General features: G+C 63.2%; 14 protein-coding genes. 5 read left to right on the forward strand and 9 right to left on the reverse strand.

What is annotated here, in order from left to right:
* Positions 1 to 84: 84 nt before the first annotated feature.
* From JWQ89_RS11320 to JWQ89_RS11330, 3 genes are all read left to right on the forward strand, one after another.
* A complete protein-coding gene (locus JWQ89_RS11320; protein ID WP_299641061.1) occupies positions 85 to 666 on the forward strand; it encodes an SH3 domain-containing protein in 582 nt (193 codons plus the stop codon).
* A gap of 157 nt (positions 667 to 823) precedes the next feature.
* The gene (locus JWQ89_RS11325) at positions 824 to 1,348 is read left to right on the forward strand and encodes a Crp/Fnr family transcriptional regulator (protein ID WP_299641062.1); all 525 of its coding nucleotides are present in this window, start codon (positions 824 to 826) and stop codon (positions 1,346 to 1,348) included.
* A gap of 62 nt (positions 1,349 to 1,410) precedes the next feature.
* On the forward strand, positions 1,411 to 2,100 hold the full coding sequence (locus tag JWQ89_RS11330) for a cyclic nucleotide-binding domain-containing protein (protein ID WP_299641063.1): 690 nt from the start codon (positions 1,411 to 1,413) through the stop codon (positions 2,098 to 2,100).
* Between the two features lie 171 nt (positions 2,101 to 2,271).
* On the opposite strand, the gene JWQ89_RS11335 is transcribed toward JWQ89_RS11330, so the two are convergent.
* From JWQ89_RS11335 to JWQ89_RS11355, 5 genes are all read right to left on the reverse strand, one after another.
* On the reverse strand, positions 2,272 to 3,186 hold the full coding sequence (locus JWQ89_RS11335) for a TIM barrel protein (protein WP_299641064.1): 915 nt from the start codon (positions 3,184 to 3,186) through the stop codon (positions 2,272 to 2,274).
* 35 nt (positions 3,187 to 3,221) lie between these two features.
* Positions 3,222 to 4,298, reverse strand: a complete 1,077-nt coding sequence (ugpC, locus tag JWQ89_RS11340; RefSeq protein WP_299641066.1) for a sn-glycerol-3-phosphate ABC transporter ATP-binding protein UgpC — start codon at positions 4,296 to 4,298, stop codon at positions 3,222 to 3,224.
* 11 nt (positions 4,299 to 4,309) lie between these two features.
* A complete protein-coding gene (locus JWQ89_RS11345; protein ID WP_299641067.1) occupies positions 4,310 to 5,227 on the reverse strand; it encodes an ABC transporter permease subunit in 918 nt (305 codons plus the stop codon).
* Positions 5,228 to 5,236: 9 nt separating this feature from the next.
* The gene (locus JWQ89_RS11350; protein WP_299641068.1) at positions 5,237 to 6,121 is read right to left on the reverse strand and encodes an ABC transporter permease subunit; all 885 of its coding nucleotides are present in this window, start codon (positions 6,119 to 6,121) and stop codon (positions 5,237 to 5,239) included.
* 67 nt (positions 6,122 to 6,188) lie between these two features.
* Entirely contained in the window at positions 6,189 to 7,529 is a 1,341-nt protein-coding gene (locus tag JWQ89_RS11355) for an extracellular solute-binding protein (RefSeq protein WP_299641069.1), read from the reverse strand.
* A gap of 915 nt (positions 7,530 to 8,444) precedes the next feature.
* Between JWQ89_RS11355 and JWQ89_RS11360 the strand changes: the two genes are divergently transcribed.
* Entirely contained in the window at positions 8,445 to 9,737 is a 1,293-nt protein-coding gene (locus JWQ89_RS11360) for an epoxide hydrolase family protein (RefSeq protein WP_299641070.1), read from the forward strand.
* A 12-nt stretch (positions 9,738 to 9,749) separates the two neighbouring features.
* Complete coding sequence (locus JWQ89_RS11365) at positions 9,750 to 10,511, forward strand: alpha/beta hydrolase (protein WP_299641071.1); 762 nt, start codon at positions 9,750 to 9,752, stop codon at positions 10,509 to 10,511.
* A gap of 273 nt (positions 10,512 to 10,784) precedes the next feature.
* On the opposite strand, the gene JWQ89_RS11370 is transcribed toward JWQ89_RS11365, so the two are convergent.
* The 4 genes from JWQ89_RS11370 to JWQ89_RS11385 all read right to left on the reverse strand — a co-directional run.
* On the reverse strand, positions 10,785 to 11,765 hold the full coding sequence (locus tag JWQ89_RS11370) for an ABC transporter permease (protein WP_299641073.1): 981 nt from the start codon (positions 11,763 to 11,765) through the stop codon (positions 10,785 to 10,787).
* Positions 11,758 to 13,299 carry a sugar ABC transporter ATP-binding protein gene (locus tag JWQ89_RS11375; protein WP_299641074.1) on the reverse strand — a complete coding sequence of 514 codons (1,542 nt, stop codon included), beginning with the start codon at positions 13,297 to 13,299 and terminating at the stop codon, positions 11,758 to 11,760. The genes JWQ89_RS11370 and JWQ89_RS11375 overlap by 8 nt, the downstream gene beginning before the upstream one ends.
* 11 nt (positions 13,300 to 13,310) lie before the next feature.
* Entirely contained in the window at positions 13,311 to 14,471 is a 1,161-nt protein-coding gene (locus JWQ89_RS11380) for a Gfo/Idh/MocA family oxidoreductase (protein ID WP_299641076.1), read from the reverse strand.
* A gap of 77 nt (positions 14,472 to 14,548) precedes the next feature.
* Positions 14,549 to 15,553: substrate-binding domain-containing protein (locus JWQ89_RS11385; protein ID WP_299641077.1), on the reverse strand; the 1,005-nt coding region annotated here is incomplete at its 5' end.

The following is a 15,553-nucleotide window of genomic DNA, read 5'->3' on the forward strand; positions in this document are numbered from 1 at the left end:
GGTCACGAGCCCTTCACCAATGGAACCAACGGCATAGCGGGGAGTTCGATTCCCAGCGGGGTGCGTAAACAAGGAAGAAGAACAATGAAACCCTTATTTCTGGGCGCGATGGTGTTACTAGGTAGTCTCGCTCTTATCCCCTCGGTGAGCGCCGCCGAGGCCTCCAGGTCCACCAACGTCCGCTCGGGACCAGGCACCAGCTATCGCATCGTCGATCGGCTTTTCCGCGGTGAAGATGTGAACGTGCGCCGTTGCCGCTCCAACGGCTGGTGCTATGTCAGCCACCCGGGCCCCGATGGCTGGGTATCGGCAGCAAACCTTCGTTCCAACAACGTCAGGGACGACTACCTGGGTGACCGTCGGCTGCGGCCGAACCTGAGCTTCAGCATCATCATCGGCGGCGGCGGATTTGGCGGTGGCGGCGGTGGCGGCGGTGGCGGCGGCGGCGGTGGTGGCGGCCCTCGGGAAGATCTGGTCTGCCTCGTGACGTTCTTTGACGAAGCCGATGTGGCAGCGGGCGCCGATGCGAATGTCGAAAGCGCCCGGGTGCTCCCGCGCAGCGAAGCGGAACGCCGTGACGGTCCGAATGACCGCCGGGCCATTTTTGACTACGGCACCGATGAACAGACGCGGGACACCTGCGGCTATCTGGACAACCTGAACTAGTCAAAGGTGCGGGTGCCCCACTTCGGGGTCGGGGCATCGGGGCAGCGGACATCCTTACCCAACCGGGATGCCCGCTGCGCCGGAACTGGCATCGCCGCGGCACGGATAAAGCCGTCGCGAAGCCGGGCGCTGGTTTACCTGCGCTCAGAACAAGCCGATGATCCGGTTCTCGCTTGGCCACATGGTTTTGGCGCGTTGCCCGTCACCGACCTGTCAGCAAACTGTCACAAAAAGCAGTCACAAGGCAGTCACCAAACTCTCAATGTTCCGGCCAGTTTGGCCGCAGGTGATTGCGATGACCACAGTCGGCAGTTTCGTCGATTTTGCACTGCTCTCTCCTGCCACTGAGGAAACCCGCAGCGTCAAGGCAGGCGAAGTGATCTTCGAAGAGGGCGACGTCGGGCATGAGTTCTTCGTCGTGAAGTCGGGGACCGTTGCCATCCTCCACGGCAATAAGACGCTTCAGGTTCTGGGCGAGGGCGAGATCTTCGGTGAGATGGCCCTTATCGACAACGAACCTCGCAGCGCCACCGCCATTGCACAGAGTCAGTGCGCCATCGTGCCGGTCAGCGAGAAGCAGTTCTTGTTCATGAGCAGCGAGTCGCCCTACTTCGCGCTCAACGTCATGCGCGTGCTGGCGAAACGACTTCGGGCCTCGAACAACTTCCTGCCTGGCGTGTGACGCCGGCTGATCCCCGGCGCTGCCATTGGCGAGCCAGAACTCTCTGCGGTTAGATGCAAGCCATGTTGGAACCACTGCTGCGGGGGCTGACCGATCCCGTTATCCTGTTCGGACATTTCACGTACTTTCTGCTGATCGTTTCGATGGTCATGCGCCGGATGGTAGCATTGCGCCTGCTGGCGGTCGGCTCCGGCCTCGCAAAGATAGTCTACCGTGCGTTCTTCGTGTTCGATCCGGTCAGCGTGCTATGGGAGACGGTCTTCGTAGCCGTCAACGTCGTGCAACTGGTGCTGATCTGGTATTACGAACGCCACCATCGGTTCGACGAGGATCATCGGCACTTCGCCGAGAACATGCCGGAGAACGTCGACCGCAGCGCGATCAAGCGGATGTTGGATCTTTCCGATCTGGAACGCTACGAACCGGGTGCAATCCTCACCGCCGAGGGTGCAAAGGTCGAACGGCTGGTCTACCTGGCCGACGGGATCGTCAAGATCGAGCGTGGTGATCGTGTGGTCGCCATTTGCGGGCCGGGAGACTACATAGGCGAGCTGAGCTTTCTGTCCGGCAACCCTGCCAGTGCGACAGCCACCGTCGTGAAGCCGACCCGTGCGTTGATCTTCGACCAGGCCAGGCTGAGTGCGGCGATGGCCAGCGACACGCAACTGCAGCGCACGCTTGAATCGGCGCTCAACCGTAACCTTGCGGGTAAGCTGACGCGGGCAAACCAGCAGCCGCGTCCGTCCATTTAGTCTAGCCACGCCTGCCGCGACGCAGACAACCAACGCCAAGTCCGGGAGAGTGGATGTGGCAGAAGCATTGCCGGAAGTCGGTCTGACGACGCTCGGCTTCGAAGGCTGACAGCTTGTATGTGAGCGGCGACCGAGGGCTTGGATTGCTCGGTCGCCTGCTCGAGGTACCATCTACTCCGCCGCCATCGCCTTGTCGCCAGAGGCAGGGGCCGCAAGCTCACGGGCCCGCGCCAGGGACTCCGGCTGCTCGCGACGATAGCGGCGGCCGATTTCCATCATCGCCACGGTGCCGGGGAGGAACGTGAGTTCGGCGAAGATCTCGTCCCAGGCGATGTCGCCCCAGCCGAGCGGCATATGCAGGTCGCCGATGCCCATCGCGGTATTTTCCTGCGGATGGTACGGCTTGAAGAAGCCCTGCGGGCGGCCGAACGAATCGTGGAGGTGCAGGTGCCCGGCGACGGGCGCCATGGCGCGGATCTCGGCGCGGAAATCGAGGCCCTTGAACGTCGATTCAATATAGGCGTGGCTGAAGTCGATCAGCGCCACGACGTTCGAATGGTTCACCGCCTTCACCGTCTCGGCCACTTCCGTCGGGGTCTGCCGGTACTGGCCGAGCTCGGTGGTGAAGATGTTCTCGAGCGCGATGCGCACACCGTGAGGGCGGGCGAAATCGGCGAGTTCGGTCAGGGCTTCGCGCTCACGCACGTCGGCCCCGGCCCAGTCGGCGATGGCGTCGGCACGCAGCGCCCCGCCATGCTGCACCAGGATGCCGGCGCCGATCGAGTTGCAGACTTCGACCAGGGCCTTGGCCGCATCGATCTGGTAGCGCTGCGTCACCGGGTCCATGAAGTTGGACGAGACCAGCCCATGCACGGTGTAGCGGAAATTGAACTGCCCGGTGAGCGCCAGCAGCGCCTCGTGGCGTTCCTTGATGATCTTGCCGCCGGCGATCAGGTCGAGGCTGGTGATGCCGATCTCGACGGTGTCGACACCCATGTCGGCAAGCGCGCGCATATCGGCTTCGAGGGAGGCGAATTCGCCGTTGTCCGAGCCGACATTGAAGCCGGTCGCAATGATGTTGCTCATGATGAAGTCTCCGTTGAGCGGTCTGAAACGAGTGGTCAGTGCGTGATGCGGCGCCCGTCCTCGATCGAGAACAGGTGGAGCGAATTGTCGGCGAGGGCGAGGTGCACCGGCGTGCCCGACAACAGCTCGGCACTGTCGGTATCGAGCGCGATGATGCGGCTGCCATTGGCATCGGCATGGATCAGCCGCGACGCACCGAGTTCCTCGACATAGTCGACGATGGCGGGGAAGGCGCCATGCGTATCGGCGCCGGTGCGGCGGATCGATTCCGGCCGCACCCCGAGCACCACCTTGCTGCCCGGAGCGCGAACGCCGTTGAGCTGCTCGACCCGGAAGCGGCCACCGGTGCCGTGCATGAACTGGCCCTCGGCGTCGAACTCGCCTTCGAACAGGTTCATCGCGGGCGACCCGATGAAATCGGCGACGAAGCGGCTCGCCGGGTTGTTGTAGACCTCGGTGGGCTTGCCGATCTGCTCGACCCGGCCGGCATTCATGATGATCAGCTTGTCGGCCAGCGTCATCGCTTCGGTCTGGTCGTGCGTGACGAACACCGAAGTGACCCCGAGATCGCGATGCAGGCGCCGAACTTCCGAACGCATGGCGACGCGCAGCTTGGCATCGAGGTTCGAGAACGGCTCGTCGAACAGGAACACCTTGGGCTCGCGCACCATGGCGCGGGCCATGGCGACGCGCTGGCGCTGGCCGCCCGAGAGTTCGCCCGGCCGACGATCAAGGAACGGCACCAGCGACACCGACTCGGCGACCTTCATCACCCGTTCGTCGCGCTCGGGCTTGGGCACCTTGGCGACCTTCAGCGCGTAGCCGATGTTCTTGCGCACGGTCATGTGCGGATAGAGCGCGTAGTTCTGGAACACCATTGCGCAGCCGCGCTCGCGCGGCTCGAGCTTGTTGACCACCTTGCCCGAGATCGAGATCTCGCCTTCGGTGATGTCTTCGAGCCCCGCGATCATCCTGAGCAGCGTGGACTTGCCGCAGCCCGAGGGCCCGAGGATGACGACGAACTCGCCCGCTTCGATGTTGACGTCCACGCCGTGGATCACGGCGGTCTTGGCGTAGTTCTTCTTCACGCCCTTGATGGTGATCTGAGCCATGTTCTGTCCAATCATTTGTCGCGGGAGATGAGGCCACGCACGAACCAGCGCTGCATGAAGGCAACGACGAGCAGCGGCGGCAGCATGATGATGAGGGCGCCGGCCATGGTGACGTTCCAGTCGGGCGTGCCGTTCTGGGCCGGGATCAGCGCCTTCAACTGCATCACCACGGTGCCGAAATTGGCCCGGTCGGTGGTGACCAGCAGCGTCCACAGATACTGGTTCCAGCTCGAGACGAACATGATGGTGGCAAGCGCCAGCATGTTGGTGCGGCTGAGCGGCAGCAGCACGTCCCAGAAGAACTCGAGCGGGCTCGCGCCATCCATCTTGCTGGCTTCGACCAGTTCGTCCGGAATGGTCATGAAGAACTGCCGGTAGAGGAAGGTGCCCGTAGCCGTGGCGACGAGCGGCAGGATCAGGCCGGGATAGGAGTTGAGGAGGTTCCAGTTGAGCGCGATCTGCACCCCGCTCACCGCCTGCACAAGCCCGGTGATACCGAGCGTGTCGAGGATCACCTGGAACGGCAGCAGCGCGTTGGCGGCGATCGAATAGGTGGGGACGATACGCACTTCGAGCGGCAGCATCAGCGTGATGAAGATCAGCCAGAAGCACAGCATCCGCGCCTTGAAGCTGAAGAACACGATGGCGAAGGCGGAGAGCGAGGCCAGGGTGATCTTGCCCACCGTGACGCCGATGGCGACGATGAAGCTGTTGATCAGCTTGGGCCCGAGGTCGCCGCGCGTCCAGGCCGCCGCAAGGTTCTCGAACAGGTGTGACGAGGGCAGCAGGCTGATCGGCACCTGGCTGACCTCCTGCAGCGACTGGGAGCCGGCGACCAGCGTGATCCAGAACGGGATCACGACCAGCAATGCCCCCAGCGCCATGGCGAGGTAGGTGACGAAATCGAAAACGGGGGAACGCTCGATCACGGCTTCACCTCAGTTGTAGTGGACGCGCCGTTCGACCCATTTGAACTGGACGAACGTGAGGCCGATGACGAGCAGCATGAGAACGATCGACTGAGCAGCAGCGCCCGAATAGTCGAGGCCTTTGAACCCGTCGAAATAGATCTTGTAGACCATCACTTCCGTCTGCCCGATCGGGCCGCCCTCGGTCATCACGTCGATCAGCCCGAAGCTGTCGGTGAAGCTCGAAATGAGGTTCATGATGAGGAGGAAAAACGCTGTCGGGGCGATCAGCGGCAATTGCAGGTCGATGAGGCGCTGGAACGGCCGTGCGCCATCCATGGCGCCAGCCTCCGTGATCGAACGCGGGATCATCTGCAGCGCTGCGAGAAAGAAGATGAAGTTGTAGCCGATGCCGAGCCAGGCATGGCAGACGATCACCATGGCGAGGGCGTGGAAACCGTTGATCGCCGGGTTCCAGATGCCGGGCCATATCGCGTTGATCGAGCCGATCAGCCCGGATTCCGGCGCGAAGATGAAGCGGAAGGCGACGCCGGCGGCGGGCGCCGCGATGGCGTAGGGCCAGACATAGACCGACTGGAAGAAACGGGTGCCCTTGAGCGAGCGGTCGACGAACGCCGCGAGCGTCAGCGCAACGGTCATGGAGAGGCCAGTGGTGACGATGGCGTAGAACGCGCTCCGCACCACCGTGGTCCAGTATTCGCGGTCGCGGAAGATGGCGAGGAAATTGTCGAGCCCGACCCAGGTGTTTCCGCCGCCCCACGGCTGCTCGAGCGTGAAAGCCCAGTACAGCGCCTGCGTGGTAGGCCAGTAGAAGAACACGAGGACAAGGATCAGCTGCGGTCCGATGAGCAGCCAGGGCAGCCAGCCGTTGCGATAGTAGGCGCGACGTTCCATTGGAGCTCCACCGGAATAAAGAGAGCGCACGGGCGGTATGGCCGCCCGTGCGTGGTTCAATCAGGGATCAGAGCAGTTCCTGGCCGGCGTAGGTCGCCTCGAAGCGGCGGAGGATTTCGTTGCCCTTGGCATCGAATTCTTCGAGCGCCTGCTGCACCGGCACGTTGTTGAACAGCACGGCCTGGATGGTCTTGACCATTTCGGCGCGGATCGAGGCGTAGTTGCCGAGGCGGATGCCGCGGCTGTTTTCGGTCGGCGGGGTGGCGGTCAGCGAGGCAATGGCCAGCTCGCGGCCCTTGTAGGGGGCGGCGTCGTAGAAGCCCTTGGCCTTCATGGCTTCAAAGCCCGTATTGGTCACCGGGATGTAGCCGGTAACGGTCGACCACCATTCGGCCTGCTCGGGAGTGGCGAGGAAGGCGTAGAACGCCGCGGCGCCCTTGTACTCTTCGGCCGACTTGCCCTTGAGGGTCCACAGCGAAGCGCCGCCCACCAGCGAGTTGGTGCGGCTGAAGCCATCGAGCAGCGGCAGCATGGCGTTGGTCCAGTGCACGCCTTCCTTGGCCTGCTTGCCGAAGGTGCCGTGATCGGCAACCGACGACGAGGTGATCTGGCACTTGCCGTTGACGAAGGCGTCGTTGGCGGTCTCGCCGGCATCCTTGGACTTATGGACGAAGAGACCTTCGTCATACATCTTCTTGATCCAGGTCAGCTGGTCGACGAACTTGCCCTTCGACACCACCATCTCGGCGTTGAGGCCTTCAAAGCCATTGCCGTTGGTCGCGATCGGCTGGTTGTGGACGGCTTCGAACTGCTCGAACCACTGCCAGGCGCCGGCGGGGTCGAACGCCACCGGGCAATCATAGCCGGCGGCCTTCATCTTGCGGGCCACGTCTTCAACCTGGCTCCAGGTCTCCGGGATGCCTTCGAAGCCGACCTTCGCCAGCGCATCGGTGTTGTAGTAGATCTGCGCGGTCGAGGAGTTGAACGGCATCGACAGCAGCTCGCCCTTCGAGGTCGAGAAGTACGAGGCGATACCGGAGAAATAGTTGGACCAGTCGATCTGGTAGCCGTTCTCTTCCATCAGCTGACGAACCGGGACGTAGGCGTTCGACAGCATCAGGTCGAGCGTACCGGCATCGAAGATCTGGGTGATGGTGGGCTGCTTGTTGGCGCGGAACGCGGCGATCGTGTTCTGCAGGTTGTTGTCGTAATTGTCCTGGCTGACGCAGACGATCTCGTAGTCGGTCTGCGACGCGTTGAACGTCTTGCACATGTCCTGGATGCGTTCCGACAGGTCGCCGGAAAGGCCGTACCAGAACTCGAATTTTGTGGCGGCGGAGGCTGGCGCCGCGGCGAAGAGCGCGGTGCTCGCGAGCAACGTCGCGCCGAGAAGCATAGAGCGTTTCATGTGAGAATCTCCGGGAGCGGGCCTCGCTTCAAGCGAGGGTCGGACCAGTAGACCCTGTCGTTAACGTTTCGATCTCAGGCGCGTGAATTGATCGTGACAATCACGTCGGGTTGCGGGCTATTCGGTGCGGACGGGATGGGCACCCCGTCACCGGTCAGGCAGTCCCGAGCTCGGCCCGCAACGACCTTGGGCGGGCAAGCAAGGCGATCACGCCAAAAATGGAAACCGCGGCGGCGCCAAGCGCGACCACGATCCACAAGGCGCCCCTGACCCCGGCGCCACTCATCGCTAACGCAAGCAGGAACGGTGCGATGGCCGAGGCGACTTGGCGGGCCGAGGATAGCCGGCCGAGCCGCGCCCCGTAGCGTTCGCCTCCGAGTAATTGCAGCGGCAACGAGCCCAAGACGATGCTTGTAAGGCCGGAGCCGAGGCCGAACAGCAGTGCGAAGGCCAGCGCGCCCGCCAGTCCACCACGCTGAGGAGCAGGCTACCGCCGTCGCGGACATCTCGGCGAAAAGAAGGTCGAGTGCTGACGTTTTATTGTCGATATCGAATATATTCGCCGCAATATGAGAGCACAGCGACCAAGCTGCGGACTCTTCGGCATTTTCCAAAGTCGTCAAAAAATTGTGAATAGTTACCATGGTGTGCCCGGACAATATCTAATTGTTGCTCCTGATCGCCAGTGCTAGCGTACACTCTCGGAGGTTGATTGCGGCGGCAACCGCCCTCTCTCCGCGCTTCATCTTAACTTAACGTCGGCCGCAGTCATGCGGCCCCCGTCTTCGGGATGGTCAATCGACCTCGAAGAGTGTTCGGCTGTGACCCCGAAACCTGGTTGGCGGATGCCGGCAGGTTGTTGCGGTCGAAACCGGACGCCTCCTGGAGACCCAGACGGTAATCAAGGAGGATGTGATGTCCCTGAATTCGCCCACCCCGCAAGAGCGTTTCCCCTCCTCTGCTACAGTGGCAACCACCCCGTTGCCGGCCGATGCAGCTCGAACCGAGGCAGCAACCGGCAGCTCGATCCGGCCGTTCACCGTGTCGTTCCCGGAAGCGGACCTCGCCGACCTCAGCAGGCGCATCGGGGCAACCCGTTGGCCCGAGCGCGAGACGGTCGCGGATGCTTCCCAAGGCGTGCAGCTCGACACGATGAGGAAACTCGCCAGCTACTGGGAGAAGGACTACGACTGGCGGAAGGTCGAGGCCCGGCTGAACGCGCTGCCGCAGTTCATGACCGAGATCGACGGGCTCGACATCCATTTCATTCACGTTCGCTCCAAGCATGAGAACGCCCTGCCGATCATCATCACGCATGGCTGGCCGGGCTCGATAATCGAGCAGTTGAAGATCATCGCTCCATTGACCGATCCGACGGCGCATGGCGGGACGGAGGCGGACGCCTTCGACGTTGTGATCCCGTCGCTACCGGGTCACGGCTTCTCGGGTAAGCCGACGGCCCCCGGATGGACTCCGCTCACCATCGGCACGGCCTGGGCGGAACTGATGAATCGCCTCGGCTACATGAGGTACGTGGCCCAGGGCGGCGACTGGGGAAATGCCATCTCCGAGACGATGGCCCTGCAACAGCCGCCGGGCCTGCTCGGCATTCACACCAACATGGCTGCCACGGTTCCGCCCGAAATCTCGAGGGCATTGGCGCTCAAGGAGGCGCCGCCCGCCAGTCTCACGGCCGACGAGCGCAACGCCTGGGACCAGCTGGACTACTTCTACAACAAGGGGCTGGGCTATGCCGGGGAGATGAACAACCGCCCGCAGACGCTCTACGGGCTCTCCGATTCACCGATCTTCAACGCGGCCTGGATGATCGACCACGACATCCGCAGTTATGAGCTCATCACTCGCGTTTTCAATGGAGAGACCGAGGGACTGACGCGGGATGACATCCTCGACAACATTACGCTCTACTGGCTTACAAACACCCCGATCTCCGCCGCACGCCTCTACTGGGACACTGCCCAGCTAGGAGGGAAAGGCGGTTTCTTCGATACCAGGGGGGTCCAGATCCCGGTCGCGGTCAGCGCTTTCCCCGACGAGATCTATGCAGCTCCGCAGAGCTGGGCACAGCAGGCCTACCCCAAGCTCATCTTCTACAACAAGCCTCCCAGAGGCGGCCACTTTGCCGCCTGGGAACAACCCGAGGCACTGGCCAGCGATCTGCGGGCCGGGTTCCGATCACTACGGTAGGGAGTAACTCAAATGTCGAACTTTGCGCGCCTGCTCTTCGGGGCAGCCCTGTCGGCCATGGTGGCTATCGCGGCTCCCGCCATGGCGGCCGATCCAAAGACCGTCATCCTTGTTCACGGCACCTTTGTCGACGGATCCAGCTGGAGCCGGGTGATCCCCTTGCTGCAGGCTGCAGGACTGCAGGTCATATCCGTGCAGAACCCACTGACTTCGCTGGCAGACGACGTTGCCGCCACCAGGCGTGCCATGGAACGGGCACCGGGGGATGTCATCCTGGTCGGGCACTCATGGGGAGGCATGGTGATCACCGAGGCGGGCGTCGACGACAAGGTGAAAGCGCTCGTCTATGTCGCAGCCTTCGCGCTCCCCAAGGGACAATCGGTCAACAGCGCCACTGCCGGTAGCCCGCCGGCGCCCTGGCTGGCCACCCTGACGCCGGACAGCGGCGGCTACCTCTGGGTCCCCGAGGAGGCGTTCGCGAAGTACTTCGCCCAGGATGTCGATAAAAAGGAGGTAGCCGTAATCGCCGCGGCGCAGGTACCGACCCTGGGCTCCATTTTCGACGACAAACTGTCCCAGGCCGCCTACGAGACAAAGCCGAGCTGGTACATTTCCCCAAATGCCGACGGGGGTATCCCACCGGCCGTGGAGAAGGCCATGGCTACCGCAATCAAGGCGAAGTTCACCGAGCTCGATGGTAGTCACGTCATCATGCTGACCAAGCCCCGCGAAGTCGCCGACGTGATCATCGAGGCCGCGAAGTCGATAAAGTGACCCGCCCACGTGATTGACCGACGAAACAACCCGGCTCCCGCAAGGGAGTCGGGTTCAGGGACGCCATTATTCGACGTGCATGGCCTTGCATGTTCATCGAGTTGGACCGGCCGTCAATCCTTCAGCGCGCCAGCAAGAATGCCCTCGACGAGTTGATCACGGAGCTTGAGCCGCAGCGGCACGAGCGGCAACAGGATCAACACCCACCAGCGGGTCGTATGGGACCGCATTGACGTTGGGGGCGGTCGGGTTGGCCATAACTGTCGCCCCCCTTCAAGCGGGCCGCGTGCCCGCCTGGCTCAATGCCACAGCCAGGATGATGATCCCGCCGCGCGCGATGAGTTGCTGGGAATATTCGAGGCCCATCAGGATCAGCCCATTGTTGATGACGCCGATCATCAGCGCGCCGATGATCGAGCCCACCACCGTACCCTTGCCGCCGAACAGGCTGGTGCCGCCCAGCACGACGGCGGCGATCACCGACAACTCGTCGCCCTCGCCCAACTGGAAGCGGCCGGTCTGCAACCGCCCGGCATAGAGCATGCCCGCCAGCGAGGCGGTGACAGCGGAAATGACGATGACCCAGAGCTTGATCCGGCCAGTGTTGATGCCGCTGTAGCGCGCCGCCACAACATTGCCGCCAACAGCCAGCACCTGCCGGCCGAACTTGGTGCGCCGCAGCACGACATGCCCGACGATGCCGACGGCCAGCATCCAAAGCAACAGGGTCGGGATCGGCCCGATATTGCCACCGCCGAAAATGGCCGGATAGGTGCGGTCGAGGACCGGAATGGCGGCGGTTCCGGAGATCCACATGGCCGTGCCCTTGGCGATCCCCATCATCGCCAGGGTGGTAAGGAAGGTCGGGATCATCAGCCGCGTTGACAGCAGGCCGTTGACCAGCCCGACGGTGACGCCGGTCATGATGCCCGCCGCGATGCCCGCGAGAAGGCCGCCCCAGGCGATGGCCATGGCGGTGGTGACCGAAGCCAGCCCTGCCACCGCACCGACGGACAGGTCAATCTCGCCCGACGACAGCACCAGCGTCATCGCCACCGCCATGACCGCGATCATGGCGGTTTGGCGGGCGATGTTGAGGATGTTGTTCGGCTCGAGGAACCCCTTGTCGTGGAGCGTCAGCGCGAAAAACAGGAACACCAGGACGAAGCCGATATAGATGATGTTCTGCCGCCAGGTGCGCTTGAAATAGCCCAACGGCGTTTCGCGCCCCGCCGCCGCCATGGTGTCAGACATGGTTTCCTCCCCGCTGCACGATCATCTGCAGCTTCTGTTCGGCGCGCAGTTCGGCTGCATCGCCGGTGTTGATCAAAAGGTCCGTCTTGTCGATCGTTTCCACCAGACGGCCACCAGACATCACGGCGATACGGTCGCTGACCGCCGCAAGTTCGGCGAGTTCGGACGAGATGAAGATGATGGATTTGCCCTCGGCGGCCAGCGCGCGCACCAACCGCAGCACTTCGCCCTTGGAGCCGATGTCGATGCCGGCGGTGGGTTCATCCATGATGAGGATGTCGGGAGCAGTCGCCAGCCACTTGCCGATGACTATCTTCTGCTGGTTGCCGCCGGACAGCGAATTGGCCGCCGCCTCGCGCGATGCCGTCTTGATGGCAAGGCGCTTGATCAATTCGTCCGTCGTGGTGCGCGACTTGAGCCGGTCGACGAAGGGCGTCGAGCCGAGGCGATCGAGGATGGGGAGTTCGATATTGTCCTGGATGGAATGGGCCAGCACCAGTCCCTGCCGGCGTCGGTCCTCCGGCACCAGTGCCAGGCCAAGTTCGATTGCCTGCCTCGCCGAGCCGATGGAGATTGTCTGGCCTCGCAGCGTTATCGTGCCGCCTGCGATGGGTTCGAGCCCGAACAGTATGCGGGCCAGCCGGCTGCGGCCTGCACCGAGCAGGCCGGCGATCCCGAGCACCTCGCCACGCCGAAGCGAGAAGCTGACATCACCGCCGCGACGCAACTTGCTGGCGAGATGCTCGACCCTGAGGATGATGTCATCCTGCGCCGTCGATGCCGTCGTGAACTCGGACAGGTCGCGAGTGGCCTTGCCCATGATATCGGCGATCAGCGTCGGCAGGGTGTAGTCGGCAATCGGACGGCTGTCGATCAGCCGGCCGTCGCGCAGCACCGTCGCATGGTCGGCAATGCGGAAAATCTCGTCCATGCGGTGGCTGACATAGATGATGGCCTTTCCCTCGCCCCGCAGGCGCCGCAGCAGCTCGAAGAGGATGTCCACCTCGCTCGCTGTCAGGGCCGACGTCGGCTCATCGAGCACCAGCACACCCGCATTCTGCGATAGGGCCTTGGCGATTTCGGTCAGTTGCTGCTGACCGGTCGACAGACCGGCAACGATGGCGGCAGGATCGACGCTGACCCCCATCGAGGCAAAGATTTCGGCACTGCGCCGCTCCATCGCCCTGTCGTCGATCAGCCCCAGCGCAGTCAGCGGTTCGCTGGCGAGAAACACGTTCTGCGCCACGCTCAGCGTCGGCACCAGGCTCATTTCCTGGAAGATCATGCCGACGCCCTTGTGGCGGGCCAGTTGCGGAGAGAGATGCTCGAACACCTCTCCACCGACGGAAATGGTACCGCTGTCGGGCGCCTGAACGCCCCGCAGGATCTTCAGAATGGTGGATTTGCCGGCACCATTCTCACCGAGGAGCGCATGGATCTCTCCACCCCGCACACTCAGGCTCACCTCACGTAGGGCGTGGACGCCGCCGAAGCGCTTGGAGATGGCGTTCATCTCCACGGCGATTGGCTTCATCGCCCTTTCTGTCACGGAATATCCACCCATTGGCCACTCTCGCCCGAGCTCAGGATGGCGTCGGCGATGAGGGCGATGCGGTAGCCATCCTCGAAATTCGGCGATGGCTGCTTGCCCGTGACAATGGCCGTGCAGAGATCGAAGCATTCGATGATCTTGGTTTCGCCATAGCCGATGCCGAGCGCCGGGATGGGCCAGAGGCCCGATCCATAGGGATGGGCCGGTCCAGTATAGACCGTGCGGAAGCCCCGCGCATCGCCGACGTCGTCGGCGAACATCACCTGCAGCTCGTCGCGCCGCTCGTAGTTGAAGGCCAGCGATCCCTTGGTGCCGTGGATCTCGAAGGTCAGGAAGTTGTTGCGCCCATAGGCATTGCGGGTGGCCTCGATCGAGCCGATGGCACCATTGGCAAACCTGATCATGGTCAGCATCTCGTCATCGACATCGACCGGGCCGCGTTCTGCATTCCTGTCACCACCGACGCCCAGCGTGTCGAGGCCACCCGATTGCCTGGGGCGGGTGGGGATATGGTTCTTGACCATCGCGTTTACCGAGGCGATTTCGCCGACCAGATAGCGGGCAAAGTCTATGACGTGCGTGCCGATATCCCCGACAGTGCCGGACCCGGCCACCGATTTCTGAAAGCGCCAGGACAGCGGGCTGTCGGGGTCGGCGGACCAATCCTGCAGGTAGGTGCCGCGGAAGTTGAGAATGTCGCCAATGCGGCCCTCCTCGATCAGCTTCCTGGCCAACGCCACGGCCGGCGTGCGACGGTAGTTGAACGCCACCATGTGGATGGAACCGGACGCCCGGACGGCATCGAGCATGGTCCTCGACTCCACGCCGGTTCGCGCCAGCGGCTTCTCGCAGATGATGTGCTTGCCCGCCTTGGCGGCGGCGATGGCGATCTCGGCGTGCGAATTGTTAGGCGTGCAGATGTCGACGATGTCGATGTCAGGCCGTGCGACCACGGCGCGCCAATCGGCGGAGGCTTCCTCGAATCCGAAGCGGTCGCGTGCCGTCTCGGCCATCTGCTGGTTGACGTCCACGACCACCTTGCGCACCGGAATAGCGGGCGCCGGCCAGAAGAACATCGGCATGGCCGCATAGGCCATGGCGTGGGCCTTGCCCATGAAACCGCCGCCGATCATGGCGACATTGAGCTTCTGCATTTTCTGTCTCGCTTATGGAAATGGAGCGCGGGGACGGTAAAGGGAGGGCCGTCCCCGCTTAGGTGCGGGAGGTGCACCTAGTTCATGGAGTCACGGACCGTGGCTGGCGCCTCGGTGGAATAGACGGCCTTCCAGGCGTCGAGTAGGTTGGCCTTTTCGACCGGCAGCGCCGGCAAGGCGACGTAGGCAGGCGCGTCCTTGCCGAGCAGGCCATAGCCCGCGAGCCTTGCCTCGGTAACGCCCTGGTCGAACGGCCGCTGGGCGCCCAGGCCTTTGATGAAGCCGCCACGCGCCATGTCGATCGCGACGTTCTCGCCCAGGTCGATGGTGGTGATGACGAGGTCGTCGCGGCCATTGGCGCGGGCCGCGGCGATCACGCCTTCAGCCGGCACGTCCCAGACCGCCCAGATGCCATCGATGTTGGGGTTGCCCACCATCATGGCCGAAGCGGCGCGGTCGGCGTCACCGGTGAAGTCAGGGCCGCCGATCCCCTGTTCGGCGACGATCTCGATATCGGGGTAGTTCTGTTGGATGGTGGCCTTGAATGCATCGTAGCGCTGGCGCGTCACGAAGAAGTCGGCGGCGTGGAATACGATGCCGATCTGGCCCTTCCCGTTGAGCGCCTTGGCCATGAGATGGGCGGAGGCAACGCCGTTACCGTAGTTGTCGGCCGAGACGACGCTGACATAGTCGGTGCCTGCAACGAAGCCGGCCGGGACATTGTCCATGAAGACCAGCTTGACGCCAGCCTCGGCAGCCTGCCGATAGGCACTCGCGGTGGCGGTCGGATCGGTCGGGATCGAGATGATGATGTCGGGCTTCTGGGCCAGGATGGTCTCGATGTCGGAGACCTGCTTGGCGGCGTTGAAACCGGCGTCGGTGGTGGCAATCACCTTGATGCCCATGGCCTCAAACTGAGTTTCGAGCCCGTTGATCTGGGCCTGGCTCCAGTCGTCGCCACCGTAGTGCATGACGATGGCGGCGGTGTCGCCCATGGCCTTTATCTTGGCCAGTTCGTCATCCGAAAGCTTGACCTCACTCGCCGAAACCGGTCTATCGCCGCTCGGGCCGTTGATCAGCGT

Origin of the sequence: Devosia sp., from assembly GCF_028290645.1 — a bacterium.
Taxonomy (GTDB): domain Bacteria; phylum Pseudomonadota; class Alphaproteobacteria; order Rhizobiales; family Devosiaceae; genus Devosia_A.